25 protein-coding genes are annotated in these 26,594 nt (G+C 62.4%); 10 read left to right on the forward strand and 15 right to left on the reverse strand.

The annotated features are described in order from the left end of the window. The first annotated feature begins 82 nt into the window (after positions 1 to 82). Positions 83 to 631, forward strand: a complete 549-nt coding sequence (locus AQS8620_RS08095) for a peroxiredoxin (protein ID WP_085836426.1) — start codon at positions 83 to 85, stop codon at positions 629 to 631. Between the two features lie 56 nt (positions 632 to 687). Here AQS8620_RS08095 and AQS8620_RS08100 read toward each other — a convergent pair whose 3' ends face one another. Then, a complete protein-coding gene (locus tag AQS8620_RS08100; protein WP_085836343.1) occupies positions 688 to 1,635 on the reverse strand; it encodes a hydrogen peroxide-inducible genes activator in 948 nt (315 codons plus the stop codon). A gap of 165 nt (positions 1,636 to 1,800) precedes the next feature. Between AQS8620_RS08100 and AQS8620_RS08105 the strand changes: the two genes are divergently transcribed. Continuing rightward, complete coding sequence (locus AQS8620_RS08105; protein ID WP_085836344.1) at positions 1,801 to 3,306, forward strand: catalase; 1,506 nt, start codon at positions 1,801 to 1,803, stop codon at positions 3,304 to 3,306. 90 nt (positions 3,307 to 3,396) lie between these two features. Here AQS8620_RS08105 and AQS8620_RS08110 read toward each other — a convergent pair whose 3' ends face one another. After that, the gene (locus AQS8620_RS08110) at positions 3,397 to 4,566 is read right to left on the reverse strand and encodes a DUF6456 domain-containing protein (RefSeq protein ID WP_085836345.1); all 1,170 of its coding nucleotides are present in this window, start codon (positions 4,564 to 4,566) and stop codon (positions 3,397 to 3,399) included. A 364-nt stretch (positions 4,567 to 4,930) separates the two neighbouring features. Here AQS8620_RS08110 and AQS8620_RS08115 point away from each other — a divergent pair, with 364 nt between their 5' ends. The 5 genes from AQS8620_RS08115 (at position 4,931) to AQS8620_RS08135 (ending at position 10,132) form a co-directional block, all read left to right on the forward strand. Continuing rightward, positions 4,931 to 5,227 carry a DUF6477 family protein gene (locus tag AQS8620_RS08115; protein ID WP_085836427.1) on the forward strand — a complete coding sequence of 99 codons (297 nt, stop codon included), beginning with the start codon at positions 4,931 to 4,933 and terminating at the stop codon, positions 5,225 to 5,227. A 155-nt stretch (positions 5,228 to 5,382) separates the two neighbouring features. Further along, positions 5,383 to 6,963, forward strand: a complete 1,581-nt coding sequence (guaA, locus tag AQS8620_RS08120) for a glutamine-hydrolyzing GMP synthase (RefSeq protein WP_085836346.1) — start codon at positions 5,383 to 5,385, stop codon at positions 6,961 to 6,963. Between the two features lie 103 nt (positions 6,964 to 7,066). Beyond that, positions 7,067 to 7,345: a putative quinol monooxygenase gene (locus AQS8620_RS08125; protein ID WP_143267476.1), complete on the forward strand. Its 279-nt coding sequence runs from the start codon at positions 7,067 to 7,069 to the stop codon at positions 7,343 to 7,345. Between the two features lie 508 nt (positions 7,346 to 7,853). Further along, on the forward strand, positions 7,854 to 8,984 hold the full coding sequence (locus AQS8620_RS08130; protein ID WP_085836348.1) for an OmpP1/FadL family transporter: 1,131 nt from the start codon (positions 7,854 to 7,856) through the stop codon (positions 8,982 to 8,984). Positions 8,985 to 9,136: 152 nt separating this feature from the next. After that, a complete protein-coding gene (locus tag AQS8620_RS08135; protein ID WP_234990421.1) occupies positions 9,137 to 10,132 on the forward strand; it encodes a DMT family transporter in 996 nt (331 codons plus the stop codon). Positions 10,133 to 10,239: 107 nt separating this feature from the next. Here AQS8620_RS08135 and pgi read toward each other — a convergent pair whose 3' ends face one another. From pgi to AQS8620_RS08175, 9 genes are all read right to left on the reverse strand, one after another. Beyond that, the gene (pgi, locus tag AQS8620_RS08140; RefSeq protein WP_085836349.1) at positions 10,240 to 11,847 is read right to left on the reverse strand and encodes a glucose-6-phosphate isomerase; all 1,608 of its coding nucleotides are present in this window, start codon (positions 11,845 to 11,847) and stop codon (positions 10,240 to 10,242) included. Positions 11,848 to 11,871: 24 nt separating this feature from the next. Then, a complete protein-coding gene (gene pgl, locus AQS8620_RS08145; protein ID WP_085836350.1) occupies positions 11,872 to 12,543 on the reverse strand; it encodes a 6-phosphogluconolactonase in 672 nt (223 codons plus the stop codon). After that, the gene (gene zwf / locus AQS8620_RS08150) at positions 12,540 to 13,994 is read right to left on the reverse strand and encodes a glucose-6-phosphate dehydrogenase (protein ID WP_085836351.1); all 1,455 of its coding nucleotides are present in this window, start codon (positions 13,992 to 13,994) and stop codon (positions 12,540 to 12,542) included. Before zwf ends, pgl begins: the two co-directional genes overlap by 4 nt. A 337-nt stretch (positions 13,995 to 14,331) precedes the next feature. Next, entirely contained in the window at positions 14,332 to 14,931 is a 600-nt protein-coding gene (locus AQS8620_RS08155) for an HNH endonuclease (protein WP_085836352.1), read from the reverse strand. Positions 14,932 to 15,434: 503 nt separating this feature from the next. Beyond that, complete coding sequence (locus AQS8620_RS17055; protein WP_159453219.1) at positions 15,435 to 15,599, reverse strand: hypothetical protein; 165 nt, start codon at positions 15,597 to 15,599, stop codon at positions 15,435 to 15,437. Positions 15,600 to 15,789: 190 nt separating this feature from the next. Then, positions 15,790 to 16,458: an alpha/beta hydrolase gene (locus AQS8620_RS08160; RefSeq protein WP_085836353.1), complete on the reverse strand. Its 669-nt coding sequence runs from the start codon at positions 16,456 to 16,458 to the stop codon at positions 15,790 to 15,792. Continuing rightward, positions 16,458 to 17,102, reverse strand: a complete 645-nt coding sequence (locus AQS8620_RS08165) for a DNA-3-methyladenine glycosylase family protein (protein ID WP_234990422.1) — start codon at positions 17,100 to 17,102, stop codon at positions 16,458 to 16,460. Before AQS8620_RS08165 ends, AQS8620_RS08160 begins: the two co-directional genes overlap by 1 nt. Continuing rightward, positions 17,099 to 17,827, reverse strand: coding sequence for a cobalt-precorrin-6A reductase (locus AQS8620_RS08170; protein WP_085836355.1), 729 nt, complete (start codon positions 17,825 to 17,827; stop codon positions 17,099 to 17,101). The genes AQS8620_RS08165 and AQS8620_RS08170 overlap by 4 nt, the downstream gene beginning before the upstream one ends. After that, on the reverse strand, positions 17,824 to 18,897 hold the full coding sequence (locus AQS8620_RS08175; protein WP_085836356.1) for a cobalt-precorrin-5B (C(1))-methyltransferase: 1,074 nt from the start codon (positions 18,895 to 18,897) through the stop codon (positions 17,824 to 17,826). The genes AQS8620_RS08170 and AQS8620_RS08175 overlap by 4 nt, the downstream gene beginning before the upstream one ends. A gap of 121 nt (positions 18,898 to 19,018) precedes the next feature. Here AQS8620_RS08175 and cobA point away from each other — a divergent pair, with 121 nt between their 5' ends. The 3 genes from cobA to AQS8620_RS08190 are packed head-to-tail and all read left to right on the forward strand — an operon-like array spanning position 19,019 to position 22,440. Then, a complete protein-coding gene (gene cobA, locus AQS8620_RS08180; RefSeq protein ID WP_085836357.1) occupies positions 19,019 to 19,897 on the forward strand; it encodes a uroporphyrinogen-III C-methyltransferase in 879 nt (292 codons plus the stop codon). Further along, positions 19,894 to 21,180: a cobyrinic acid a,c-diamide synthase CobB gene (locus tag AQS8620_RS08185; RefSeq protein ID WP_085836358.1), complete on the forward strand. Its 1,287-nt coding sequence runs from the start codon at positions 19,894 to 19,896 to the stop codon at positions 21,178 to 21,180. The genes cobA and AQS8620_RS08185 overlap by 4 nt, the downstream gene beginning before the upstream one ends. 27 nt (positions 21,181 to 21,207) lie before the next feature. Beyond that, positions 21,208 to 22,440 carry an MFS transporter gene (locus tag AQS8620_RS08190; RefSeq protein ID WP_085836359.1) on the forward strand — a complete coding sequence of 411 codons (1,233 nt, stop codon included), beginning with the start codon at positions 21,208 to 21,210 and terminating at the stop codon, positions 22,438 to 22,440. An 18-nt stretch (positions 22,441 to 22,458) separates the two neighbouring features. Here the strand turns inward: AQS8620_RS08190 and AQS8620_RS08195 are convergent, their stop codons facing one another. From AQS8620_RS08195 to AQS8620_RS08210, 4 genes are all read right to left on the reverse strand, one after another. Then, on the reverse strand, positions 22,459 to 23,325 hold the full coding sequence (locus AQS8620_RS08195; RefSeq protein ID WP_085836360.1) for an NUDIX domain-containing protein: 867 nt from the start codon (positions 23,323 to 23,325) through the stop codon (positions 22,459 to 22,461). Positions 23,326 to 23,329: 4 nt separating this feature from the next. After that, entirely contained in the window at positions 23,330 to 23,770 is a 441-nt protein-coding gene (locus AQS8620_RS08200; protein ID WP_085836361.1) for a TrgA family protein, read from the reverse strand. 40 nt (positions 23,771 to 23,810) lie between these two features. Then, on the reverse strand, positions 23,811 to 25,028 hold the full coding sequence (locus AQS8620_RS08205; RefSeq protein WP_085836362.1) for an SAM-dependent methyltransferase: 1,218 nt from the start codon (positions 25,026 to 25,028) through the stop codon (positions 23,811 to 23,813). Positions 25,029 to 25,169: 141 nt separating this feature from the next. After that, entirely contained in the window at positions 25,170 to 26,567 is a 1,398-nt protein-coding gene (locus AQS8620_RS08210) for a cryptochrome/photolyase family protein (RefSeq protein ID WP_085836363.1), read from the reverse strand. Between the last annotated feature and the right edge of the window lie 27 nt (positions 26,568 to 26,594).

A 26,594-nucleotide genomic window follows, 5' to 3' on the forward strand; every position in this document is an offset into this window, starting at 1 on the left:
TTGCGCCGTTTTTGCAAGGTCTTGCTGTGTCTTTCCTCCCCAAGCCGCCGTCAGGGCGGTGCCAGTGCAAAGGACAGACGCGATGAAAGCCGGCTACAAACTTCCCGAAGTGACCTTCCACACCCGTGTGCGTGACGACAGCATCGAAGGCCCCAACCCCTTCAAATGGGAAGATAAAACCACCTCCGACTATTTCAAAGGCAAGCGCGTTGTGCTCTTCTCGCTTCCGGGCGCCTTTACCCCCACCTGCTCGACCTACCAGCTTCCGGGGTTCGAAAAGGGCTTTGCCGATTTCCAAGCCAAAGGCATCGACGCGATCTATTGCATGTCCGTCAACGACGCCTTCGTGATGAACCAATGGGCCAAGGGTCAGAACCTTGAAAACGTTGGCGTCATTCCCGACGGATCGGGGGAATTCACCCGCCGCATGGGCATGTTGGTGCGCAAGGACAACCTCGGTTTCGGTCTGCGTTCGTGGCGCTACGCCGCCATCGTCAATGACGGTGAGATCGAAGCCTGGTTCGAAGAGCCCGGCCTGTGCGACAACCACGGCGAAGACCCCTACGGGGAAAGCTCGCCCGAGAACCTGTTGAAATACCTTGACGCAAAAGCCGCCGAAGCTGCGGCCTAAGCGGTTCCATCACGCTCAGTGACGAAAGGCTCGCCCCGGTGGCGGGCCTTTTGCGTTCAGGCGCGGGCCTGTTGGGGCACATCGGCGCGCGCAAGGCCGATCTGGGTGGTTCCCGCCTCGGCGATCAGCGCGGCGAGATCGGTGAACCAGCTTTTGCCCTCGGTGGAGGCGCGGCGCACCAGAGCAATCGTGCGCGCCGGTTCGGGGGTGGGAAAGCGCAGCACGGCCATTTCGGGGCTGGCGGCCTGTTCGGCCTTGAGCGCGATTTCGGGCACGAAGGTCAGCCCGTAGCCCTGCCCCACCATCCCGCACAGCGTTCCCAGCGACGAGGCGCCAAGATCAACCGAGGCGCGCGCGCGTTTCAACCCGCAGACCTCCAGCGCCTGATCGGCCAGACAGTGCCCCTCGTCCAGCAGCAGCAGCGCATCGGGCGGCAGATCGGTGGGCCGCATCGGCGCGCTCGTGCCTTGCAGGCTGTCGATACGCGCCCGTGACCCTGCCAGCAAAAAGCGGTCGGTGAACAGCGGTTCGGCCACCAGCCCGTCCAGTTCAAAGGGCAGCGCGATGACGGCGGCGTCCAGCCGTCCCTGCGCCACCGCTGCCAGCAGATCGGCGGTCTGGGCCTCGCGCACCCGCAGTTCCAGATCGAGGTTCGCGGCCTTGATCCGCGTCAGCGCACGGGGCAGCAGATAGGGCGCAATCGTCGGGATTACCCCCAGCGACAGCTGACCGCGCAGACCCTCCGACAGGCGCACCGCCGCTTCCAGATCCCGCATCTGCGCCAGAATGACCCGCGCGCGCGTCAACACTTCCTGCCCGGCGCGGGTCAGCCGGATGTCGCGCGGCAGGCGTTCGACAAGCGCCGTGCCGATGCGCGCCTCCATGTCCTTGATTTGAAGCGACAAAGCCGGTTGCGTCACATGGACCTTGGCCGCGGCCCCGCCAAAAGATCCGGTTTCCGCGAGGGCCACGAAATAGCTGAGGTGTTTGATCGTCAGGTTCATTCGGCGCGCGATCCCTTGGTGTGTGGCACATGTCTGGTGGCAAAGCCGCGGTGCAGCAATTTGTCATAAGTATTTCTAATTGCAATTGCTATAATTTCAAATTTTCATTTATGCAACGGATCGCGCTACCCTGCGTTCAACATCAACACGCAAGGGAGATGCACTATGACCAAGCTCACAACCTCGGCCGGCGCGCCGGTCCCCTCCAATGACACCACCAAAACCGCAGGGCCGCGCGGTCCGGCGATGCTCGACGACTACCAGTTGATCGAAAAGCTCGCCCACCAGAACCGCGAACGCATCCCCGAGCGCGTTGTCCACGCCAAGGGCTGGGGCGCGGCGGGCACCTTTACCGTCACCCATGACATCAGCCAGTACACCTGCGCCAAGATCTTTTCCAAGGTCGGCAATTCCTGCGATATCCTGTCGCGCTGGTCCACGGTGGCCGGTGAACTGGGCGCGGCCGATGCCGAGCGCGATGTGCGCGGCTTTTCGGTGAAATTCTACACCGAGGATGGCAATTGGGACGTCGTTGGCAACAACACCCCGATCTTTTTCATCCGTGACGGGTTCAAATTCCCCGACTTTATCCGCACGCAAAAACGCCACCCCAAAACCAACCTGCGCTCGCCCGAGGCGATGTTCGATTTCTGGGCTGCCCAGCCGGAATCGATCCATCAGGTCACGATTTTGATGTCCGATCGCGGCATTCCGGTGAACCCGATGCACATGCATGGCTATGGCTCGCACACGTTTTCGATGTGGAATGCGCAAGGAGAGCGCTTTTGGGTGAAGTTCCATTTCCGCTGCCAGCAGCCGATCCGGAATTATACCAACGAACAGGCCGAGGATCTGATCGGGAAAACCCGCGAAAGCTATCAGGAAGACCTCTATAACGCCATCGAGGACGGCAATTTCCCCAAATGGGAATTGAACATTCAGGTCATGCCCGAAGCCGAGGCCGAGACGCTGGATTTCAACCCTTTCGATCTGACCAAAGTCTGGTCGCACAAGGACTACCCGCTGATCCCCGTGGGGATGCTCGAGTTCAACGAAAATCCGGAAAACTATTTCCAGTACATTGAAAACGCGGCCTATTCGCCCTCCAACAAAGTGCCGGGCATCGGGTTCTCCCCCGATAAAATGCTGCAAGCGCGGGTGTTTTCCTATGCGGATGCGCACCGTTATCGCCTTGGCACCCATTACGAGGCCCTGCCCGCCAATGCGCCCAAGTCGGAGATGCATCATTACCACAAAGACGGGTCCATGCGGTTCTTCCCGCAGGTCACCGGCCATCCCGATGCCTATTACGAGCCCAACCAATATGGGGAAAGCGCGAAACCCGATGCAACTGCAGCCGAGCCGCCGCTGAAAATCTCGGGCGATGCGGATAAATACGTTCAGGAGGATTCGGATGCGGATTACGTCCAGCCCCGCGCGCTCTACAAAGAGGTGCTTGGCGATGACGAGCGGGCGCGGTTGCACCTGAACATGGCGCGCGCCATGGCGCCGGTGTCGGACTCGGTGCGCGAGCGCTGGTACGCTGTTCTGGAACGCGTGCACCCCGACTATAAGGCCGGTGTGGAACAGGCCAATCAGGACCTGAAGTCGGGCAATATCGACGCCTATCCCGGAATTCCGGTGACAAGCGACACGCCGACCACCGCGTAAATGCCCCCGAGGCATAGCACCTGACGCATAGAAGCGCACACAAAGAAGGGCCAGCAACCGCTGGCCCTTCTTGCGTAAGGTGCCCTGCCCTCAGCCGATCAAATTCGAATAGCCCGCCGCATCGTAATGACGTTTGAGCCGTTGCAGCGCGATCCGCAGCACGATCTTCCCCGAGCGCGCGGCCCAGTTCATCTGTTTTTCTGCCTGTTCCAGCCCCTCAAGGTAGCAGCAGCAGCGCAAGGCCACATCCCCCAACCCCGGCCCAAGCTCCGCCAGAGCGACAGCGACACGGTCGCGCGCCGCCTGCGGCCCAAACCCGCGCGCATCATTGGGCTGAAAACTGCCCCGATCCCCGCCGGTCAGAAATTTGTCCCAGTTTTGCGTGACCCGCGGCCCCATCTGTGCCAGTTCGAAATCCTCGCGCAGACGTTCTGCCGCAGCAACCAGTTCGGGTTCCAGAAAAAAGGCCCCATCCTTGTCGCGCCGCCGCGCAAGGCCCAGGACCGGACTTTCGGCCATATTGTAGCGCTGGCGTTTGGGACGCCCGTCCTCGGCCACATCGCGCTCGCCCCACTCGCGGTGCTGATCGCCGAATTTGGCGGGAGCTTCGGCAAAACCGGCGCGCGCACTTTCTTCAGCCGCCACAAAGCGCTTGAGTGCGGCGCGACCGGCCTGTGTGATGAAATAGCGGGTGATCCGCCCCGTTTCTTTGGCCGTGATCCAGTCCTTGAGCGCCATGGCCTGTGCGATCGGGCGATCCAGCACCGCTGTGCGGGTCGTGCGCCCGTCGGGCAAATCACGCACCACCACCGCCTTTTCCATGTCCTTGGCCACCGCCAGACAGGCCCCGACCTCGCTCAGGCGGCGCAGGACGCGGCGCGCTTCGCGCTCGATGGTGGCGTCATCGGGCGCATCGGATACGGGGCTTTCGCCCTCGTTTGCGGCGGCAGTTTTATGCTGGAATGTGGGTTTGGGGGACATGGTTGGGGTCTCCGAAGGGGCAGGCAGGACAGGCGAGCGGGGCACCACATCGGCCATGCGGCCCAGATGCGTCAAAGCCTCGTCGATCAACGGGTCGTCGCGTTTGGCTTCGAATTTGCGGACCTGTCGCATCACCGTGGATGCGTGGACGCCCGCATTGCGCGCCAATTCGCGGATCGAAAGCCCCGCTTCCGTGTGTTCAAGATAATGTCGCGCATCGCTCGGGACCCAATTGGGCAGATGGGGCGCAGCGCCCCCGTGTGTTCCCGTATTCGCCATGTCCGTTCCCTTGTGTCTGTCACCGATGCTGGGGGCGCTGCCACCAGGTCGGCACACCCGACTGTTTCGGTTTTTGTAACAATTTCCATCGAGGTCTTCGTATCCACAGGTTATCCCCGCGATATCCCCCGAATTACCCCGACAACTAGCAACCTAAAGTTGAGTCAGTTACCGAGAAGTTAATATTTACGGCCGCTCCATCATATTGTTGACAAATTGTGAACAATCTTTCGCAAGGCCGCACGCATGGGTTTGCCAGAGCGCAACACCCGCATAGGTTGTGCAATCGTCCTCTCACGCCACGGTGGAAAGCGCAGCAGATCGCTGTGTCCCGCCGCATCGGCCCCACATGAAAGGACATATGATGACCGACCTGCACATCGCTCTCGAGGCCCTGCGCCGCCCTTCCCTTTTGATCCGTGCCGCGCGCTGCGGATTGGAAACCTACAACCGCAACCGCGACCTCAAACGCGTCATGCGCACCGCGCAGATCCCCACCCCCCTGCGCGCGGTCACCAATCTGGTCGAAGAGGAAGCGCGGATCGAAGAACAGCGTGCCTCGGGCGCTGCGGGCTATTCGGTGTCACGCCATGTCGAGCTGTTGATCGCGCTGATGGGCGAAGCGCGCCTCTTGCCACGCAACACGCCCGACACCGTTTAAGCCTGCGCGGGACGGTGCAAACCGCCCGCCCCACCGCTCGGCTCTGCCGCCGGGCGTCTGCAAACCAACCACAGCGGCATATTTTTGCCGTTTGCGGGTCCTGCCAGCGCATCCGCCCTCTTGCCTAAAAACGGGTTGCGCCCTAAAGCGAAAGCATGACCAGCACATCCCATGACCGCCTCCTCATCATCGACTTCGGTTCTCAGGTAACGCAGCTCATCGCGCGTCGCCTGCGCGAGTTGAATGTCTATTGCGAAATCCATCCGTTCCAGAAAGTCGACGACGCTTTCCTGACCGAGTTTGCCCCCAAAGCGGTGATCTTGTCGGGGGGACCGGCCTCTGTGACCACCCAAGGCTCCCCGCGCCCGCCTGCGAAAGTGTTCGAGCTTGGCGTGCCGGTGCTGGGGATCTGCTATGGCCAGCAGGTGATGATGCAGATGCTTGGCGGTCACGTTGAATCGGGCCATGGCACTGCCGAATTCGGTCGCGCCTACGTCAGCCCGTCTGACGATCGCCTCGATATTTTCAACGGCTGGTTCCTTGAAAGCGGTGCCGATGGCAAAGCGCGCGAACAGGTCTGGATGAGCCACGGCGATCACGTCAGCAAAATTGCCCCCGGCTTCAAGGTCTACGCCACCTCCTCGGGCGCGCCTTTCGCGATCACCGCCGATACGACGCGTCACTTTTATGCTGTGCAGTTCCACCCCGAAGTGCACCACACGCCGAACGGCAAAACCCTGTTTGAAAACTTTGTCAAACTTGCGGGTTTCACCGGCGACTGGACGATGGCCGCCTACAGGGACGAGGCGATCAAGACCATCCGCGAGCAGGTCGGTGACAAGCAGGTGATCTGCGGCCTGTCGGGTGGCGTCGATAGTTCGGTGACGGCGATTTTGCTGCACGAAGCCATTGGCGACCAGTTGACCTGCGTGTTTGTCGACCACGGTTTGCTGCGGCTCAACGAGGCGCAGGAAGTCGTGAAAATGTTCCGCGACAACTACAAGATCAAGCTGATCCACGCCGATGAAAGCGATCTGTTTCTGGGCGAACTCGACGGTGTGTCCGACCCCGAAACCAAGCGCAAGATCATCGGCCGCCTGTTCATCGACGTGTTCCAGAAATACGCCAATGAGATCGAGGGCGCGGAATTCCTCGCCCAGGGGACGCTCTATCCCGATGTGATCGAATCGGTGTCCTTTGCCGGTGGGCCCTCGGTGACGATCAAATCGCACCACAACGTCGGCGGTCTGCCCGAGAAAATGGGCCTCAAGCTGGTCGAGCCGCTGCGCGAATTGTTCAAGGACGAAGTGCGCGCTTTGGGCACCGAACTGGGCCTGCCGGCCAGTTTCATCGGGCGTCACCCCTTCCCCGGACCCGGCCTTGCGATCCGCTGCCCGGGCGAGATCACCCGCGAAAAGCTGGCGATCTTGCAAAAGGCCGATGCGGTCTACATCGACCAGATCCGCAAGCACGGCCTCTATGATGACATCTGGCAAGCCTTTGCCGCCATTTTGCCGATGCGCACCGTGGGTGTGATGGGCGACGGGCGGACCTATGACTACGCCTTGGCGATCCGCGCCGTGACTTCGGTCGACGGGATGACCGCCGACACCTATCCCTTCACCCATGAATTTCTGGGCGAAACCATGACCCGCATCATCAACGAGGTCAAAGGCATCAACCGCGTCTTTTACGACGTGACCTCGAAGCCGCCGGGAACGATTGAACTGGAATGATCCGTGCAAGGCGTCCTTTCGGGGGCGCCTTTTGCCTGTCTTGAGCCAGCGTTTGGCCAGCTCAGGCGCCATCATCGCCGGAACCCCAAAAAAGGTCGCGCCAATGTCCAGAGTAATGCTGACCGGAACCCTGACCTGCGCCCCGACCGAGGTCGAGGATCTGCTGTCCTTGATGGCCAAACACATCCGCCTTTCGCGCAACGAACCGGGGTGTCTGGACTTTGATCTGTGGCAGGACGAGCTGACTCCGCATGTGTTTCACCTCAGCGAAGTGTTTCGCTCTGAAGCCGCGCTGCAGGCGCATCAGGACCGCACCCATAGCTCCGATTGGGGGCGCGTCACAAAAGACATGCGGCGGGATTTCAAAACCGTTCACCTCTGACAAGATTCGCCCCGCGCCGCGCGCAAGTGTCGCCGTGAAAGGTCGCAAATTCTGACCAATCTTGCGCCGGACCGCCCCGAAGCGCCGAAACTCAGACCAAAAAAGCGGCGCATTTTCGGTATCTTGCATCGCGTTCCTCATGTTTTCGTCAAAAATATCACACTCGGCGCAACCCGCGATTTGCGCCCCTGAATTTTGCGAGATTCCAAGATGACGCGGCGTTAGATTTGCCCAGCGTAGCCCCTTGGTTCTAGGCTGTTCAGATGAGGAGACGCTGGCGACCCGCCAGCACATCGACCGTCACAGACCATTGAATTGCCAACCTTTCCCGGGGTCTCCCCCGAAGGTTTCGCAACGGCTGCCAACGCGATTTTAACCAGTTGGCCGCAATGTCTGTCGGTAGATCGTTTTGGGCGCAGGCTTGGCTCTGCCCCAAGGCACATGGGTATGCAGGGGTGAGAGCCTGCGCGAAGACAGTGGTGCAAGCCACGCGAAAAAGGGATGGAACATGACACATATTTATACCAAGGGCCTGCGGTCTGCGGCGCTGTGCGCGACGGCGCTTGTGACCTTGACCGCGGGCGCGCAGGCGGGCGGCATCGACCGCTCCGGCCAGTCGAATGCAATCCTGTTCGAGGACGGCAATCTGGTCGAATTCAGCATCGGCTCGGTGAGCCCCGATGTGAGCGGCACCTATCCCGCGAATGGCGCAAATTCCGGTCAGGTCGGCGAATCCTACCTGCAGCTCGGATTCGGTGTGAAACAGGATCTGACGGACAAACTGTCGATTGCGCTCTATTACGATCAACCCTACGGCGCCGATGTCAGCTATGAGGATGCCGATCTGGGCTATCCGATCATGGGCACCACCGCCGAATTGAACAGCGAAGCCGCGAATCTGATGCTGCGCTACAAGTTCACCGACCGCATCGCGATGCACGGCGGCTTGCGCTATGAATCCATCGAAGGCACCGTCGGCATCAACAGCTTTGTGCCCGGTGTGGGCTATGTGGACGCCTATACGCTCGACACCAACCGCGACTACGGCACGGGCTATTCGATCGGGGCCTCTTACGAGATTCCCGAAATCGCCCTGCGCGCCAGCATCACCTATAATTCCAAGATCGAGCACACGCTCGAAGCGGAAGAAACCGCCTATGTCGCGCTGTTTGGCGCCAATGTGCCGCTTGGTTCGTCGGAGTTCACCTCCCATTCGCCGCAATCGGTCAACATCGATTTCCAGACCGGCATCATGGCTGACACATTGTTGATGGCCTCGGCGCGGTGGGTGAACTGGAGCGATTTCGAAATCTCTCCGGCAAACTACGACGAACTGGTCTCTTATGACGAGGACACATGGTCCTACACGCTGGGCGTCGGTCGCAAGTTCTCCGACAGCTTTGCAGGGTCGTTTTCCATCGGCTACGAGAAATCGGGCAATGGCACCGTATCCAACCTTGGGCCGACCGATGGCTACTGGTCGGCACAGATCGGCGGCCAATACACGATGGACAAGGTCAAGATCTCCGGCGGCCTGCGCTACGTCATGATTGGCGATGCGACCACCAATGATTTCAACGCCGAGTTCGAGGACAACCATGCCATCGCTCTGGGCCTGAAAGTCGCCTACGCGTTCTGATCGCGCGACACAGAACCACCTCAAACGGCCCTGCATTTTGCGGGGCCGTTTTGTGTCAGCCCTGATGCATCCCCACGATTGCAAAGCCCGCCCATTGCCGCGCCGCGTGCAGCTGCCTATGCAAGACCGCTGACCTTATCAAGAGCCCTCCCATGCAAGCGCCGACCCCCATGCCCCCCGCAAAACGTTCCCCCCGCCCTGCCGTCGCCCAAAAGGCCATCCCCCCTGCGGCCTGGCTGGGGTTAGGGCTTTTGGCGCTGATGTGGGGCGGCTCTTTTCCGGCGACCTCGGTGCTGGCTGCAAAGCTTCCGGCCCTGACCATCGCGGCCTTTCGCATCACCTTTGGCGCTTGTTTTCTGTGGATCTGGACGCTCTCGCGCGGCAAGCCCCTGCCGCGCGACTGGCGGCTTTGGGCGCTGTTCATCGGCATTGGCGCCGTGAACAACGTCACGCCGTTTTTCCTGATCTCATGGGGCCAGCAACATATTCCCGCCGGGCTTGCGGCCATTCTCAACGCCTCGACCGCCGTTTTCGGCGTCATCGTCGCCGCCATCGCCTTTCGCGACGAGCGCCTGACACCGCGCAAAGTTACGGGCGTTTTGCTGGGGCTGGCAGGCGTGGCCACGGTGATCGGCCTCAAGGCGCTGACCCATTTCGACCTCACCTCGCTCGCGCAGCTGTCCCTGATCGGCGCGGCTCTGGCCTATGCGGTGGGCGGGGCGCTGTCGCGTCGGTTTTTGACCGACATTGCCCCCGAGGTCGCGGCGGCGGGGATGTTGAGCGGCGCGGCCTGCGTTGCCTTGCCCCTTGCCCTGCTGCGCGAGGGCATTCCCGACATCTCTCTGACGCTGCCGGTCGTTCTGGCGGGAAGCTACCTGTCGATCATCGCGACGGGGGTGGCCTATCTGGGATATTACCGCGTGTTGAAACTGGCCGGTTCGGGCAACACCACGCTGGTCACCTTGCTTGTCGCGCCCGTGTCGATCCTGCTTGGGACGGTGTTTTTTGGCGATGTGCTGCCGCTCGATGCCTATGCCGGTCTGGCGCTGATCGCGGCGGGGTTGATCGTGATCGACGGACGCCTGGTGCGCGCCCTCACATCCGCCCGCAAATCGCCCGCCCAACCGTCAGCTCAACCGCCAGCCTGACTGCCAGCCTGACCGCCAGCCCAACCGTCAGCCTGACCGCCAGCCTGACTGCGCCCCATAAAAAAAGCCCCGCATGACCTGCGGGGCTTTGACTGTCGTGGCGGGTCTCAGACCTTGAGAAAATCGACCAACATGCGCGTCGAGCCGTCTTTATCCGCGCCGTCCTTGTCCCCCGCAAGCACGGGTTGCAGCGCCAGCGCCAGTTCCTTGCCCAATTCAACGCCCCATTGATCGTAGGAATTGATGCCCAGAACCACGCCTTCAACAAAGACGCGATGCTCGTAGAGGGCGATGATCTGGCCCAGCACAAAGGGCGTGAGCTTTTCATAGGCCAATGTCGTCGAGGGCCGGTTGCCCGGAAAGACGCGATGACGGGCCTGACGGTCCAACTCGGCACCTTCAAAGCCTTTTTTGCGCATGATCTCGGTGGCTTCTTCTAGCGAACGCCCGCGCATCAGCGCTTCGGATTGCGCCAGACAGTTGGACACCAGCAATTCATGCTGATGGGCCAGATTGGGTTCATGCCCCGACCGGCCGACCATGAATTCGCACGGAATCACCCGCGTGCCCTGATGGATCAGCTGGTAAAAGGCATGCTGGCCGTTGGTGCCGGGCTCGCCCCAAACCACCGGACCGGAATTAAAGGGCAAGCTGGTGCCATCCATCGCCACCGACTTGCCGTTGCTTTCCATTTCAAGCTGCTGAAAATAGGCCGGAAGGCGCGCAAGGCGCTGTTCATACGGCAAAACGGCGCGTGTCGCATGGCCTTGCACCTGATTGTGCCACAGGCCGACCAGGGCCAGCATCGCCGGCAGGTTCTGCGCCCAGGGCGCGGTTTTGAAATGCGTGTCCATCGCCTGGGCGCCGCGCAGGAATTCGGCAAAGCGCTGCGGACCAACGGCCAGCATGATCGACAGGCCGATCGGCCCCCAGAGCGAATAGCGCCCGCCCACCCAGTCCTCGAAGCCGAACACCAGATCGGGATCAATGCCGAAATCGGCGGTTTTGTCCTTGGCGGTGGAGAGCGCGCAGAAATGCTTCGACACGCCCTCTTGTCCGACTTTGGGCAACATCCACGCGCGCGCGGTTTGCGCATTGGTCATCGTTTCGATGGTGGTGAAGGTTTTTGATGCGACAATCACCAGCGTTGTCAGCGGGTTAAGACCCGAAAGAACATCCGCAATATGCGCGCCATCGACGTTGGACACATAGTGGCAGCGCGGGCCATCGGCATAGGGTTGCAGCGCGACATAGGCCATCAAAGGCCCAAGGTCAGAGCCGCCGATCCCGATATTCACCACATCCGTGAAGGGTTCGCCGCCAACGCCCGAGATATCGCCACGCCGGACACGATCGGCAAAATCATCCATCCTTGCCAGCGTTTGCTTGATGCCGGGCATGACATCCTTGCCATCCACAAGGACCGGATCGCCGTCAAGATTGCGCAGCGCGGTGTGCAGCACGGCGCGCCCTTCGGTGACGTTGATTTTTTCGCCCGAGAACATCGCATCGCGCTTGGCCGCGACGCCGCTGGTGTCGAGCAATGCGATCAGCGCCTCACGCTCGGGCGCGCCGATGGTGGTTTTGGAATAGTCAAACAGCAGGTCCTCGGCGCGGATCGAAAACCCTTGCGCGCGGTCGGGATCGGCGTTGAAGAGATCGACGATGGTACGGCCCTGTGCCGCCGCGTCGAGAGATTTCAGGGCGTCAAACATGGTTGGCTCCGCTCGTTTCTGGCTTCAGGCGGCCCAATGGACCGTTGCATGGGGAAGGATGGCCGCAACGGGGGCTTCCATCGGATCAAGCCCGCGCGCGCGCTCAAGCGCGGCGCGTTTTTCCGCCCCCGTGATGAGAATATGAATGTTGATCGCGGATTTGAGTGCCCGCGCGCTCAAGGTGATCCGCGGCTCGGGCGCACCGGGCGCGCGCATCGGCAACAGCGTCGGCGCATCCTCCGCCAAGGCCTCGCTCAGCAGATCCGCACCGGGGAAAATCGACGCAGTGTGCATATCCGCGCCCATGCCCAGCAACAGCACATCCAGCGGCAGGATCGCATCAACGGCCTGCGCCAGATCGGCCAGTTTTTCTTCGGGGCGCGGCGCATCGCCATAAAGCGGAATCATCACCGCCGCCGCCGCTTTGTCCACAAACAACCGACGCTTCAGCAGCGCGGTGTTGGAGCGCTCGGAGGTTTCGGGCACCCAGCGCTCGTCGTTGAGCAACACATCCATGCGCGCCCAGTCCAGCGACACCGCCGAGAGGCTGTCAAACACCGGCCCCGGCGTGGTGCCTCCGGGCACGGACAGGCTGGCACGGTCTTTGGACGCGAGCGCCATGCGCAACTCGCCCGCGATTTTATCGGCCAGCCCCAGCATCAGGGCATCGCGGTCGGAATATTCGACGAATTTCATTCCTTGATCTCCCGCCAGCGACGCCCGTCACGGTGCATCATCATCAAAGCGTCCTCAGGCCCGCTCGACCCCACATCATAGGGTTTGGGCACATCGTTGCGCAATTCCCAGCCCTGAATGATCGGGTCGGTCCAGGCCCAGGCTGCTTCCACTTCGTCACCGCGCATGAACAGCGTCTGGTTGCCGCGGATCACATCCATGATGAGGCGCTCGTAGGCGTCCGGGATATCCTCCGCCTCCTCGCCCAGAGCTTCGGCAAAGGTCATATCCAGCGGCACGTCGATCAACCGCATGCCCCCCGGACCCGGTTCCTTGATCGTCACCTGCATGGTGATGCCCTCGTTGGGCTGCACGCGGATCGACAGGATGTTGCGATGGCGCCCTGCATCGGGGCCGAAAATCGAATGCGGCGCATCCTTGAAAACAACCGCGATTTCCGAGGTGCGCGCCTTCAGCTTTTTGCCGGTGCGCAGGTAAAAGGGCGTGCCCGCCCACCGCCAGTTGGAAATCATCGCCCGCAGGGCAACATAGCTTTCGGTGCGCGACCGCGGATCGCCCGCATCGGTGCGGTAATCGGCCTCGGACTCGGTCGCTGCATATTGCCCGCGCACGATGTGATGGGGATCGACGGGTTCGAGCGCGCGGATCACCTTGAGCTTTTCATCGCGCACTGAATCCGGCTCGAAACGCGCGGGCGGCTCCATCGCGATCAGGCACAAAAGCTGCATCAGGTGGTTTTGCACCATGTCGCGCATCGCACCGGATTTGTCGTAATATTCGCCGCGCCCGCCCACGCCCACGGTTTCGGCCACGGTGATCTGGATGTGATCGACGTATTGCGAATTCCACAGCGGCTCGAACAGGATATTGCCAAAGCGGATCGCCATCAGGTTCTGGACGGTTTCCTTACCCAGATAATGGTCGATGCGGTAAATCTGGGTTTCCTCGAAATGCTTGGCGAGGTCCTTGTTGAGCGCCTTGGCGGACTCCAGATCGCGCCCGAAGGGCTTTTCAACCACGATGCGGCTTTGGGCATCCGCGATTTCGTTGAGGTGCAGGCGCTCGGCAATATCGCCAAACAGCGAGGGCGCCACGGAAAAGTAAAAGGCTTTGACAACGCCATCGCGCATCAGCCCTTTGAGTTCGGGCCAGCCCTTGTCACCGCGCGCATCAATCGACACGAAATCGAGCTGCTTGAGAAAGGCTTCGATCTTGTCGTCGTCGCAGTCGTTTTTCTTGGAAAATTCCTTGATCGCATCGCGCACCATCGAGCGGAATTCGTCCGCATCATGATCGCCACGCGCCGCGCCGATGATGCGGGCCTGATCGGGCATTTGTCCCGAACAATAGCGACGATAAAGACCGGGAAGAATCTTGCGACGTGCCAGATCCCCCGTCCCCCCGAAAATCACGAGATCGAAATCATCGACCGGAATGACGCGCGAGACCATGCATTTCTCCTTTTGGGCGAACGGTTTGACCGCTTGCCACTGTCGTTAGTAGAGGCTGTTGCCACCCTGCAAAACACCAAACGCCTTGCAACGCAACCGGACAGCCGCCGTGAGGCCCTTTCGCAAGGGCCGTGCCGGATTTTCCATCAGCGCCGCGCCACAGTGCCCAGCGGTTGGAACCGACACGCCCGCTCGAAGCGCAGCTCACAAATATCAGTATACCTGCCGCCTGCAAACGGCATGTTAGCGCAAACAATATCGTCTTAGCGCCCGCGCAGGCCCCTGTCCAGCAGGTCCGGCCCCAAGATCGCCGCGATGTCTGCAAAAACAGCGCGCGCTATTCTTCGAGTTCGGCGTCCCAATACAGGAAATCAATCCAGCTCGAATGCAAATGGCCGGGCGGGAATTTACGGCCCTGATTGTGCATTTCCATCGCATCCGGCGCACGCGGCGTGCGGCGCAGGGTCATGCCAACCTGGCGCAGGGATTTCGACCCTTTGCGCAGATTGCACCGCGAACAGGCCGCAACAACGTTTTCCCAACTGGTGATCCCGCCGCGCGCGCGGGGAATTACGTGATCAAAAGTCAGATCGCCACGCCCCGCCGCATCGCGCCCCCCGCAGTACTGGCAACAAAATTCATCCCTCAAAAAAAGATTAAAGCGCGTGAAGGCCACGCGCTTTTGAGGTTTGACATAATCTTTGAGGACGACGACCGAGGGGATGCGGATCACTTTGCTCGGACTGCGCACCACATGGTCATATTCGGCAACGATATCGACCCGATCGAGCCAGACCGCCTTCACCGCCTCCTGCCATGGCCACAGCGACAGCGGAAAATAGGAAAGCGGTCGGTAATCCGCGTTCAGCACCAAGGCCGGATGATGCTTGAGCGATCCCGGTTCGCGGACGAATGTCGTTTTAAAATCACTGCCCATAACGTCTGGGTCCATCAGTTTCAAAGTCTGTTTGCAAGTCTGCCATCAGCGCGTGGGGTCCAATCCGTCTTACCAGTCGGGGTCGCATTTGGCCCTGACAGGACCTCCTGCCCCGATACAATTGACTATATCTCGCGGCTTGAGCCTGACAAGCCCCTGCATTTGCCCAAGGCCGTTACCCACTGTGTAGCAGGCCGCGATGACAGCTCTGTGACGGTTTCGAGCGCCCCGATCAAACCCCGCGCCATCGTCCTGCGCAGTTCGCGCGCAAAGCGGCGCAATATTGGGCGCGCGCAAAACGCAGTTTGCGCCTTGGTCGTGCACCGGCGCGCGGTGCGGATCCTCAAACCGGCCTGCCAGACAAGAAACTCGGGCACCTTCAGCCGGGCACAAAAAAGGCAGCCGGTCACAAAAAAGGCAGCCGGGCACAAAAAAGGGCGCCAGAGCGCCCTTAAATCACGTTGCCCCAAGCCATGTCCCGCGCTGAGAGCAGGACATCACGATCACCACGACCGGCGACGCATGTCACGGGACCGCATGTCCTGACGACGCTCGACAGGGACGCGCAGCGCTACGGGCATCTGTACGGGACGAAGCATGGACGCAAGATAGGCAATACCGCCGACACAAGCCGCTGCGGCGAAAACGGTCATCAAAATGCTATCCATGATATAACTCCTCCTAGAGTGTGACCTTGAACGTAAACATTAGGTGACGATGGTCAAGCTCTTGCCACAGTCTTGCCAAAATAACTTAACGTCACCTTAATTTGCGCTTGATATTCCGGCAGCTGATAAAAAGAGCGGCAAGGGCCCGCCTATACCTGCACAACACGCAGATGTGAGCGCGTGGCGCGCCTCACGCGGTCTCATAGCCCAGTTTTTCGCGCAAAAACGCCAGCGCGACCTGTAAGCCATCGGGTGCAATCCCATGGGCCGTGCCGCGCATCACATGGGCAAAAATTTCGCTAAACCCTGCACTTTCAAGGGCTTCTGCGGCCAAAGGCAGGCTTTCGGGGGGCACGACATTGTCCTCGTCGCCATGCAACAAAAGCACAGGCATTTTCGACACCACCTCATCCTCCAGCGTTTCAGGCTGCAAAAGACGCCCCGAGAATCCGACCACACAGGCCACTGCATCTTCGCGGCGCGGCGCGACATGCAGGCTCATCATCGTCCCCTGACTGAACCCCACCAAAGCCATATTTTCCGGCTCAAGGTCTGTATCCACAAGGATTTCGTCAAGGTAGTCGTTCAATTCAGCGACCGACCGCTCCATCCCCTGCATCATTTCCTCCTCGGAGGACCCGTCGATATAGGGAATTGGGAACCACTGGAATCCCATCAGATTCGCCACACAGCGTTCGGGTGCATCGGGCGCAAAAAACGCCGTGTCAGGCAGGTGTTCGGCCAGCGGATCCGCCAAGCCCAGCAAGTCCGCGCCATCGGCACCATAGCCATGCAGGAACACGACGACATTGCGGATATCGCCCGAATGGCTGTCTTTCATCTTGGAATTGAGTTTCATCACAGCACCCCTTCGCGGCTTTTCTCGACATGGTAATAGGCCCACAAGAGCCGCGCTGCAACGCTGCGCCACGGCGACCAGTCTTGCGCCATTTCGCGCAGCGCGCGTTCCTTGGGCCGCGACGGCAATTGAAACAGCATCCGCGCGCCCTCTTGCAGGGCCAGATCGCCCGCCGCGAACACATCCGCACGCCCGAGCGAAAACTTGGCATAGATTTCCGCCGTCCACACCCCGATGCCTTTCACCGCGGTGAGCGTCGCGATCACCTCCGGTGTCGGCAGGTCGCGCAGCGCATCAAATGCGATGCCTTCACGCGCCAGCGCGTGGGTATAGACGATTTTCTGGCGCGAGAGACCGCAGGCACGCAGATCATCCTCGCTGGCGGCGGCGGCGACAGCCGGATCGCACATCCCCGCCGCCTCCAGCCGCGCCACAATCGCGCGCGCCGAAGCCACCGAAACCTGCTGGCTGACGATGGCGCGCAAGAGTGCTCCAAAGCCATCCTCGGTCAGGCGCAGCGGCAAGGGGCCACTCAGGGCCAGCGCATGGGCAAAGCGCGGCTCGCGCGCCGCCAGCCAATCCGCCCCTTGGGCAATACATTGCGCGCCGCGAATAATCCGCTCGCCCGCCACATACTGCGTCACAGGTGATCTCCGATCCAGTCCAGCGCATGGGCAACGCTTGAGGCGCATTCGACATCGGGCGCCACCGGCGGCATGCGCAGCAGGGCAACCTTGACCCCCAGCACCCGCGCCGCCTCCAGTTTTGCGCGCCCCCCGGCACCCCCGGCATTCTTGACCACCAGCCAATCCACCGCCTCCCTGCGCATCAGCCGCAGCTCATCCTCGATCGACAAGGGCGGGCGCCCCACCAACCAGCGCCCCGGATAGGGAAAGGGATCTTGGGGCGGATCGACAACGCGGAACAACACCTCGCGCGGGGCAAACGCCGCAAAAGCGGGCAAGGTCGAGCGCCCCGTCACCGCCATCACCCGCGCCGTTTTGGGGATGAAGACCGTGGCCTGTTCCAGCCGCTCCACCTCGCGCCAGACATCCCCCGTGCGCGCGCTCCACGCAGGGCGCGCCAGCCGCAGATAGGGCAGGTTGCGCCGCGCACAGACCGCTGCCGTGCGCGCCGTGATGTCGCGCGCAAACGGATGGGTCGCATCGACCACCGCGTGGATGGCGCGCGCCTGAAGGAAGTCTTCAAATCCCGCCGTGCCGCCAAATCCGCCCACCACCGTTTCGACCGGCAAGGGGCGCGCCTCGCGCGTCACCCCCGCAAGGCTCGCGACAACCGGCGTGCGCGCCTGTGCCAGAACAGTGGCGATGTCACGGGCCTCGGATGTCCCTGCCAACAGCAAAATCATTGCGCGCGCGCCAAAATTGCGCCCGCGCGGTCGATGACCACGATATCGAGTGCGATTTCTGTGTCGCGCAGCAGCGCCCTGACCGTCGCGAGCGCGTCCAAAGCGACCAGATCGGCCACATCGGGTGCCATTTGCACGGCCTCCAGCGCCGTGTTGGCCTGTGCCACACCGGCAACGCCAACCCGCGCGGCAAGGCGCGCAAAATCCACCTGCGAGCGGCGCGAATGCAGATCGAGCGCGCCCTGCGCAAGCTTGGCCATTTTGCCAATCCCGCCGCCGATCGTCAGCCGCGCCACGGGATGTTTGCGCAGGTATTTCACCAAGCCGCCCGCGAAATCCCCCATGTCGAGCATGGCGTGATCGGGCAGGCCGTGCAGCGCCTGCACCACCCGTTCCGAGGTCGCGCCGGTACAGCCCGCCACATGGGTCTGCCCGCCCGCGCGCGCCACATCCACGCCGCGATGGATGGAGGCAATCCACGCCGCGCAGGAAAAAGGCCGCACCACACCGGTAGTCCCAAGCACCGACAGCCCGCCCTTGATCCCCAAGCGCGGATTCCATGTTTTGAGCGCGATTTCAGCCCCTTGCGGGATCGACACGGTGATCTCGACATCCGGCACCTGCCCGAGCCGCGCTGCCATTTCAGTCACCTGCGCGCACATCATCTCGCGCGGCACAGGGTTGATCGCCGGCTCGCCCACCCCGATCGGCAGGCCCGCTTTGGTCACCGTACCGACGCCCGCGCCCGCACGAAACTGCACGCCGCCGCCGCTGGCACAGACCCGCGCGCGGATTTCGGCGCCATGGGTCACATCGGGATCGTCACCGGCATCCTTGATGATGCCGGCCTCGGCCCAGCCCGCGCCTTGCGCGGTGTAGCTTAGCGCGAATTCGGGCCGCTCGCCGCGCGGCAGGGTGATGCGCACCCTTTCGGGAAAGCCCTCGCCCCAAAGCGCCATCAGCGCCGCACGGGTCGCCGCCGTCGCGCAGGCACCCGTCGTCCAGCCCCGGCGCAGCGCGGGCGGAGCGGTCAGGTCGGGCTTGGCCGGATCGGGGGTCTGTGAACTCATGGCCTCACTCTAGTCGCGCGCCCCGCGCCCCGCCACGCCAATTCTGCCTTCGCACCGGTTTTTGGGGCCTCTTTTGCTTTCGGGATTTGCCTCTGCACCCAAAGCGGCCATAAACACAGCCATGACACAGATCCCCAACCCGCCCTTTGAACCTTCGCAGGTCCCACCCCTTCACCTGCCCCCGCTTTGCGACACCGACTGGCCGCGCTTCGAGGCGGGCTGGGTCTGGCTGGTGGGGGCTGGTCCGGGCGACCCTGGCCTGTTGACGCTGCACGGGCTGCATGCGCTCACGCAGGCCGATGTGATCGTCTTTGATGCGCTGGTGAATCCTGCGCTGCTCGACTGGGCGCCGCGGGCCGACAAAATCGCCATGGGCAAGCGCGGTGGCGTGGCAGGATCGGTGAAACAGGCGGATATTTCCGAGGAACTCGTGGCTTTGGCGCGCGCGGGCAAACGGGTTCTGCGCCTCAAGGGCGGCGACCCGTTCGTCTTTGGGCGCGGCGGCGAGGAGGCGCAGGTTCTGGTGCAAAACAACGTGCCGATCCGCGTCATTCCCGGGATCACCGCCGGTATCGGCGGGCTGGCCTATGCCGGTATTCCCGTCACCCATCGCGACACCAACACCGCGCTGACTTTTGTCACCGGCCATGATGCACGCGGCGCGCTTGCCCCGCTTGATTGGACCGCCCTGTCGCGCGGCGCACCTGTTCTGGTCGTCTACATGGGGGCGCGGGTGGCGGGCGATCTGGCCGCACGGCTGATCCGCGCCGATCGCTTGGCCAGTGAACCCGTCGCGGTCGTGCAAAACGCCACGCTGCCCGACCAGCGCGTATTAGAAACGACGCTTGGCAGGCTCGAAAGCGACATGCAAAGCAGCGGCATCGGGTCGCCTGCAATCCTGTGCATCGGCCCTGCGGTGCTCTTGCGCCAGGTGCTCGACTGGCAAGGAATGGCCTTGGGCGAAGCCCCGCGCAACCTCGATCCGCTGCGCCGCCCATGAGCGCGCGCGCCCTGATGATCGCCGCCCCGAGTTCGGGCGCGGGCAAAACCACCGTGACGCTGGGAATCCTGCGCGCGCTGCGCCTGCGCGCCCTTGACGTGCGCGGCGCGAAATCCGGCCCCGACTACATCGACCCGCGGTTTCACGCCGCCGCGACCGGACAGGAGGCGCTCAATCTTGATGCCTTTGCCATGACGCCGGCGCGCTTGTGCAGCCTTGTCGCGCGCGAGGGGTTGACGGTGGTCGAGGCCGCGATGGGCCTCTTTGACGGCGCCTTTCCCGAGGGGCGCGGGTCCGCCGCCGCGCTGGCCAAAGCCCTCGACATTCCGGTGGTTCTGGTGATCGACTGCGCGTCCATGGCGCAATCCGTTGCCGCGATTGCCGCCGGTTTTGTGCACCACGATCCCCAAATACGCATCGCGGGGCTGATCCTGAACCGCGTCGGCTCGCCCCGCCATGAGGCCATGCTGCGCAGCGCCCTTGGCCCGCTGTGCGCAAAGCATGACATCGCCCTGCTGGGCGCGGTGCACCGTGACAGCGCCCTGATGATGCCCGCGCGCCACCTTGGCCTCGTGCAGGCGGGCGAACACCCCGATCTCGAGGGGTTTCTCGATCTGGCTGCGGGCAGGATCGCTGCCAGCCTTGATCTGGCGCGCCTGTGTGCGTTGGCTAGTGCCCCAAAGCCCGCCGCCGCTGCGCGCCTTGCCCCCCCCGCGCAGCGTATCGCGCTGGCCCGCGATGCGGCCTTTGCCTTTGCCTATCCCCATCAACTGGCCGACTGGCACGCGCAGGGCGCTGAAATCCTGCCGTTTTCGCCGCTCAACGACGATCCCGTGCCCCCCGCCGATTTCACCTTTCTGCCCGGCGGCTACCCCGAACTTCACGCAGGCACATTGGCCAGCAACGCGCGGTTTCTGACCAGCCTGCGCGCGCAGGCCACAACCACCCCGACCTACGGGGAATGCGGCGGCTACATGGTGCTGGGCGAGACCCTGATCGATGCCGAGGGCCGCGCCCATAAAATGGCGGGGTTGCTGGACCTCACGACGTCTTTTGCCACCCGCAAGCTGCATCTGGGCTACCGCGAAGTCTTTACCGACCACGCGCCCCTCGCCGGTGCCTGGGCGGCGCATGAATTCCATTACGCCACAACCCAACAGGCGCGCGGCGCGCCGCTGTTCAGCGCGCGCGACGCCAGTGGGGCAAAGCTGCCCGACATGGGGCTGCGCGCGGGGCACAGCTTTGGCTCCTTTGCGCATCTGATCGATCGCCGCTTCCCTTAAACCCTGCCCTTCGCGAGACAGACCGACATGACACAGACCGCTCCCCTGCCCGCCCCGGCGCCGGCCTCCGCCCGCGCCAAGCGCAATGTTGCGATCCTCGTGATAGCGCAGGCGCTTTTGGGCGCGCAGATGCCGATGATTTTTACCATCGGCGGGCTGGCAGGCCAGTCGCTGGCCACCAATCCCTGCCTTGCGACGCTCCCGATTTCGATGATCGTGCTCGGCTCGATGCTGGCGGCCACGCCCTTGTCGAATTTCATGCAGACCCATGGGCGGCGCGCGGGATTTTGGGTCGGAACCACCGCCGGAACATTTGGCGCCGCCGTCTGTGCCTATGCGCTGTTCACCGCCAATTTCTGGCTGTTTTGCGCGGGCGGGTTGCTGACGGGAGTCTACCAGTCCTCGCAGGGGTTCTTTCGCTTTGCCGCCACCGATACAGCCGCGCCGGCCTTTCGCCCCAAAGCGATTTCCTACGTGCTGGCGGGCGGGCTCGTGTCCGCCCTCATCGGCCCTCAACTGGTCAAGGCCACGGCCCAAGCGCTGGTCATCCCGTTTTTCGGCACCTATCTGGCGGTGATGGCGATCAATGTCATCGGCTCGGGCCTGTTCCTGTTTCTCGACATCCCCCGCCCGCCTGTGCCGGCGGGGACCGCCCCCAAGGGCCGCAGCCGCAGCGCGCTGTTGCGCACCCCGCGCATCGCGGTCGCAATCATCACGGGCATGGTCTCCTATGCGCTGATGAACCTTGTGATGACCTCGACGCCGCTGGCCGTTGTGGGCTGCGGGTTTACGCAAAACAACGCGGCCGATGTGGTCGCCTTCCACGTGCTTGCGATGTTTGTGCCCTCGTTTTTCACCGGCCATCTGATCAGCCGTTTCGGGGTGGAACGGATCATGGCCCTCGGGCTGTTCATCCTTGCAGGCGCGGGGATCACGGCCCTCTCGGGCGTGGCGCTGGCCAATTTCTTCGGCGCGCTGATCCTGCTGGGCATCGGCTGGAATTTCGGCTTTATCGGTGCGACGACGATGCTGGCGACCTCCCACACCCCCGAGGAACGCGGCCGCATCCAGGGCCTGAACGATCTGATCGTCTTTGGCGGCGTGACGGTGGCCTCGCTTGCTTCGGGCGGTTTGATGAACTGCTCGGGCGGGTCGGCGCAGGCAGGCTGGACGGCGGTGAATCTGGCGATGCTGCCCCTGCTCGCGCTGGCGGGCGGCGCGCTGATCTGGCTGGCGATGAAGGCCCGCGAAACGCGCTAAACGGCACGGCGAAACGCGCTAAACGGCGCGGCGCAGCCGATCGCGATGCCGCGCCAGCCAAAGCGCCGAGGCCAGAAGCACGCCGTTTTGCACAGCCCCCGTGTCCACCATTTCCATCAGCGCGTCAAAGGACAAAAGAAGCGTGCGAATATCCTCATCCTCGGATTCCAGGCCGCCAAACCCCGCAAGATCGTCGGGCAGCGCGACGCAGGCCACGAAGGAATACATGAATTCGCTGACACCGCCCGGGGATGGGTAAAACTGCCCGCAGGCGACCAGCTCTTGCAACGCAAGCCCTGCCTCCTCCACGCATTCGCGCCGCGCCGCCTCCTCGGGGGTCTCGCCAAGGTCAATGCGCCCTGCGACCGGCTCGATCACCCAAGGAAAGGCATCGCCGCGCGCATAGGGCGCAAAGCGGAACTGTTCGACCAGCAACACGCGATCGCGCAGCGGGTCATAGGGCATAACCGACACCGCATCCCCCATCATGAACGCGGCGCGATTGATCAGCGCCGAGCGCGTGCCATCAAAGCGCGGATGGGTCAGATCGTCTTCACGCACCGCGAAAAAGGCGTTGTAGGGCATCCGCGCCACCGCAACGTCAATCGTGTCGCGCCCCTGCGCTTGCGACCAGCGCGAGGGGCGGTTTTGACCGGCATGCAGCCGGCATTGGGCGCGCAGCAGGATTTTGGGCAGTTGCGCGCGCGCCTGTTCGACCGTCAGCGTGTCAAAGCACAGCATCAATTCGGGCACAGCGGCGCGCATCAATTCTAGCCGCGTGTCAGGGCCGATCACCGCGCACAGATAGGCCAGAGCCGCCTCGCACCGATCCGGCGCAAGCCCCCCGGCGCGCAGCGCCCCGCGCAACATCTCTTTCAACGCCATGGCCTCAGCTCCAGCTTCTGGCGGTCCGCTCGACCAGCCAGCCGCCGATCAACCCGCCCACGATCAAGGCCCCAAGCACATCCGGCTTGGCCATGACGATCGCGTAATCCTTGACCAGTTCGAACGTGGCGATGATGGCCTCCATCGGCCCGTCATAGCGCCGCGCCAGAGCCCGCAGGATCATTTCGCGGCCTGAAAACAGGAACAGCGCCCAAGCCGTGGTCAAAAGCGACGCCGTCAACCCATAGCCCAGAGCGGCGCGCATCGTATCGCCTGCGCGCTTGCCCAAAAACACCCATCCGATCAAAAATCCGATGCCCGCGCAGACTTCGCAAAACCACCCGAACCCCGTGCCTTCGGGCATGTAGGGTTTGACCAGTTGCGACGAAAACCACGCAAGTCCCGCGAACCAAAGGGCCGCGACAAGTTTGGATGCGGTGGGCATAGGGCGCTCGTACCTCGTGCTGCGCGCCCCTTCCCAACGCTCAGGCAGGGCGCGTCATTGTAACCTGTGTCACGTCACAGTTTCCGCTGTGGAAGGTTGCCGCGCAAGAGGTAAGGTAAAAATTCCACATGCGGCGGAATTTCTCGTCAAATCCGTGCTTTGCCACCTCAGACCAGCGCGCGTTGAACGTGTCGTGCCAGCGGCGCAGGGTGATCGAATAGCTTTCGCCGAACTCGATGGATTTCTGAAATTCCAGCCCCGCCTGCGTGATCTGCGCGCGCAGCGCCTTGGGCGAGGGCAACATCCCCCCCGGAAAGATGTATTTTTGAATGAAATCAACACCCTTTCGATAGCTTTCAAACTTGTCATCGCGCACGGTGATGATCTGGAGCGTGGCTTTTGCCCCCGGTTTGAGGCGCTCGCGCACGGTGTTGAAATAGGCAGGCCAGTATTTTTCGCCCACTGCTTCGAACATCTCGATCGAAGCGATCCCGTCATAGGAGCCGCGCTCATCGCGATAGTCGCGCATCACCACCTCGACCCGATCCGACAGGCCAAGCCGTTGCATCCGTGCCACGGCGAAATCATGTTGCTCTTGGGAAATGGTGAGCGCCGTGACCCGCAGCCCGCGCGTTCCGGCGGCATATTCGGCAAATCCGCCCCAACCACAGCCGATTTCCAGCACGTGATCGCCCGCCTTGACGCCCATCAGATCAACCATGGATTTGTATTTCGCGATCTGCGCGGCTTCGAGGCTTTCCTGACCACTTTCATAGATCGCGGACGAATAGGTCATCGTGTCATCCAGCCACAGGCCGTAGAAATCATTCCCCAGATCATAGTGATGGGAGATATTCTTGCGGGCTTGTTTTTTGGAATTGGACTGCATCCAAAAGCGCATCAGTTCATAGGCGCGCACCAGTTTCATCCCCGGAAACCCGTCCCAAAGCACGTCGTTATCCGCGTGGATCAGGTCGAGAAACGCCTGCAAATCCGGTGTGGACCACCAGCCCTCGATATAGGCGTCGCAAAAGCCCAGATCGCCCTCGCGGATCAGCCGCGCAAACGTGTCCTTGTTGTGGATTTCCACCCGCGCCACGGGTCCGGTTTTGGCCCCCTGCGCGCGAAACACCCGCCCGTCATCCAGCGCAAGATCAAGGCGGCCATTGCCCAGACCTTTCGCAATATCAAAGACCTGCGCGAAATAGCGCGGCAGGCCGCTCTGGCCTTCGGTGGTGGTATAAATCGTCTCGCTCATGCGTCGCCCCTGTCGTCGCAGCCGTTGCATTGCAGCGCAATGTCACCCGCCTGTCCCGTGTTAATCTAGCCTGAAAACCCGCCGCGTCACCCCCGCGCGCGCAAAAACGCATCAGGCCTGTGCCCTTGGGTGCGCTGCGCGCTAACGGTTGCCATAGGCCGCCAAAGCCCGCTCGCGTCCTTCTTTCAACCCCACCACCGGCTCGGGGTAGCTGTCCTGTGCGCCAAGGCCCCATGCCTTTGGCACAGCTTCGAAATAGGACAGCGCCGTTGCGGGCGGATCGGACTGGCCTTCGGCAATCCACGCGTTGAGATAGTCCCCGTTCTTGTCGAATTTTTCCGCCTGCCCGTCGGGGTTGAACACCCGAAAATACGGCGCCGCATCCGGCCCTGATCCCGCCACCCACTGCCAGCCCATGGCATTGGAGGCCGGGTCCCAGTCGATCAGGCAGTCCTCGAACCAGGCCAGCCCGACACGCCAATCCGTCATCATGTGCTTGGTCAGATAGGAAGCGACGATCATGCGCGCGCGGTTGTGCATCGTGCCCGTCACGTAGAGTTCGCGCATGGCCGCATCCACAAAGCGAATGCCCGTGCGCCCCTGCCGCCAGCGCTCTGCCGCTTTGCTATCGCCGCGCCAAGGAAAGTCGTCCCAGCCCTCGCGGTGGTTTCGCGTTGCCAGATCCGGCTCGTGCCACAGCAAATGCCATGCAAATTCGCGCCAGACGAGTTCCTTGAGGAAATGTTCGGCCCCGCGCTTGCCCTCCTCGCGCGCCCGCACGCCCGAATGCCATATGGATCGCGGCGAAATTTCCCCGTAGGTGAGGTTTTCAGACAGGCCCGAGGTCGCCGGAAGGGCCGGGAAATCGCGCGCGTCCTTGTAGTCGTCGATCCGGTCGCGCACAAAGGCTCCCAGCCGCGCGGTCGCCCGCTCTTCGCCCACATGTACATGCTGCGCCACGACATCCGCGCCGCGCCGCATCTGCGCCCCCAAATCCCAGTCTTTTAGCGCCTCGCTTTGCGGCCAGACCTCAGGCGCGCTGATTGCAGGCTCGGCCAGAGGGTCGGCAATCGGCCGGTCTTTGACGGCACGCCAATAGGGGGAATAGACCTTGTAATAGCCACCTTGCTTGGTCTCGACCTCCCAAGGTTCGAACAAAAGATGCGCATTGAAGGATTGTACCTCGACGCCCGCCTCTTTCAGCGCCGATTTAACCGCCTTGTCGCGCTCGACGGCGCGCTTTTCATAATAGCGGTTCCAGAAAACGCCCGTTGCGCCGCTTTCCTCGATCACCAGATCGAGCACTTCCAAAGCCTCTCCGGTGCGATAGACGATGTGCGATCCCAAGGCGCGCAGCCGCGCGTCCAGATCCGCCAAGCTCAACCCCAAGCGCCATTTCGCCGCTGCGCCAAGCTCGTCAACCGAGGTGTCACAGATAAACACAGGGATCACGGCGCCGCGCTTGGCCGCAGCCACCAAAGCGGGGTTGTCACGCAAGCGCAGGTCGCGGCGCAGCCACCAGATCGTCGTCTCGGCCATAGGGTCCTCTTTCTGTTCTCCCTCATA

The organism is Aquimixticola soesokkakensis (assembly GCF_900172375.1).
GTDB lineage: Bacteria > Pseudomonadota > Alphaproteobacteria > Rhodobacterales > Rhodobacteraceae > Aquimixticola > Aquimixticola soesokkakensis.

Excerpts from the sequence above, each read along its gene's own strand:
- AQS8620_RS08210 (WP_085836363.1), bottom strand. The coding sequence starts at position 26,567 with ATGGCCGAGACGACGATCTGGTGGCTGCGCCGCGACCTGCGCTTGCGT.
- AQS8620_RS08105 (WP_085836344.1), top strand. The coding sequence starts at position 1,801 with ATGACCAAGCTCACAACCTCGGCCGGCGCGCCGGTCCCCTCCAATGAC.
- AQS8620_RS08190 (WP_085836359.1), top strand. The coding sequence starts at position 21,208 with ATGACACAGACCGCTCCCCTGCCCGCCCCGGCGCCGGCCTCCGCCCGC.
- zwf (WP_085836351.1), bottom strand. The coding sequence starts at position 13,994 with ATGGTCTCGCGCGTCATTCCGGTCGATGATTTCGATCTCGTGATTTTC.
- AQS8620_RS08130 (WP_085836348.1), top strand. The coding sequence starts at position 7,854 with ATGACACATATTTATACCAAGGGCCTGCGGTCTGCGGCGCTGTGCGCG.
- AQS8620_RS08200 (WP_085836361.1), bottom strand. The coding sequence starts at position 23,770 with ATGCCCACCGCATCCAAACTTGTCGCGGCCCTTTGGTTCGCGGGACTT.
- AQS8620_RS08170 (WP_085836355.1), bottom strand. The coding sequence starts at position 17,827 with ATGATTTTGCTGTTGGCAGGGACATCCGAGGCCCGTGACATCGCCACT.
- AQS8620_RS08160 (WP_085836353.1), bottom strand. The coding sequence starts at position 16,458 with ATGAAACTCAATTCCAAGATGAAAGACAGCCATTCGGGCGATATCCGC.
- cobA (WP_085836357.1), top strand. The coding sequence starts at position 19,019 with ATGACACAGATCCCCAACCCGCCCTTTGAACCTTCGCAGGTCCCACCC.
- pgl (WP_085836350.1), bottom strand. The coding sequence starts at position 12,543 with ATGAAATTCGTCGAATATTCCGACCGCGATGCCCTGATGCTGGGGCTG.
- AQS8620_RS08115 (WP_085836427.1), top strand. The coding sequence starts at position 4,931 with ATGACCGACCTGCACATCGCTCTCGAGGCCCTGCGCCGCCCTTCCCTT.
- AQS8620_RS08100 (WP_085836343.1), bottom strand. The coding sequence starts at position 1,635 with ATGAACCTGACGATCAAACACCTCAGCTATTTCGTGGCCCTCGCGGAA.
- AQS8620_RS08205 (WP_085836362.1), bottom strand. The coding sequence starts at position 25,028 with ATGAGCGAGACGATTTATACCACCACCGAAGGCCAGAGCGGCCTGCCG.
- pgi (WP_085836349.1), bottom strand. The coding sequence starts at position 11,847 with ATGTTTGACGCCCTGAAATCTCTCGACGCGGCGGCACAGGGCCGTACC.
- AQS8620_RS08135 (WP_234990421.1), top strand. The coding sequence starts at position 9,137 with ATGCAAGCGCCGACCCCCATGCCCCCCGCAAAACGTTCCCCCCGCCCT.
- guaA (WP_085836346.1), top strand. The coding sequence starts at position 5,383 with ATGACCAGCACATCCCATGACCGCCTCCTCATCATCGACTTCGGTTCT.
- AQS8620_RS17055 (WP_159453219.1), bottom strand. The coding sequence starts at position 15,599 with ATGGATAGCATTTTGATGACCGTTTTCGCCGCAGCGGCTTGTGTCGGC.
- AQS8620_RS08185 (WP_085836358.1), top strand. The coding sequence starts at position 19,894 with ATGAGCGCGCGCGCCCTGATGATCGCCGCCCCGAGTTCGGGCGCGGGC.
- AQS8620_RS08095 (WP_085836426.1), top strand. The coding sequence starts at position 83 with ATGAAAGCCGGCTACAAACTTCCCGAAGTGACCTTCCACACCCGTGTG.
- AQS8620_RS08125 (WP_143267476.1), top strand. The coding sequence starts at position 7,067 with ATGTCCAGAGTAATGCTGACCGGAACCCTGACCTGCGCCCCGACCGAG.
- AQS8620_RS08110 (WP_085836345.1), bottom strand. The coding sequence starts at position 4,566 with ATGGCGAATACGGGAACACACGGGGGCGCTGCGCCCCATCTGCCCAAT.
- AQS8620_RS08175 (WP_085836356.1), bottom strand. The coding sequence starts at position 18,897 with ATGAGTTCACAGACCCCCGATCCGGCCAAGCCCGACCTGACCGCTCCG.
- AQS8620_RS08195 (WP_085836360.1), bottom strand. The coding sequence starts at position 23,325 with ATGGCGTTGAAAGAGATGTTGCGCGGGGCGCTGCGCGCCGGGGGGCTT.
- AQS8620_RS08155 (WP_085836352.1), bottom strand. The coding sequence starts at position 14,931 with ATGGGCAGTGATTTTAAAACGACATTCGTCCGCGAACCGGGATCGCTC.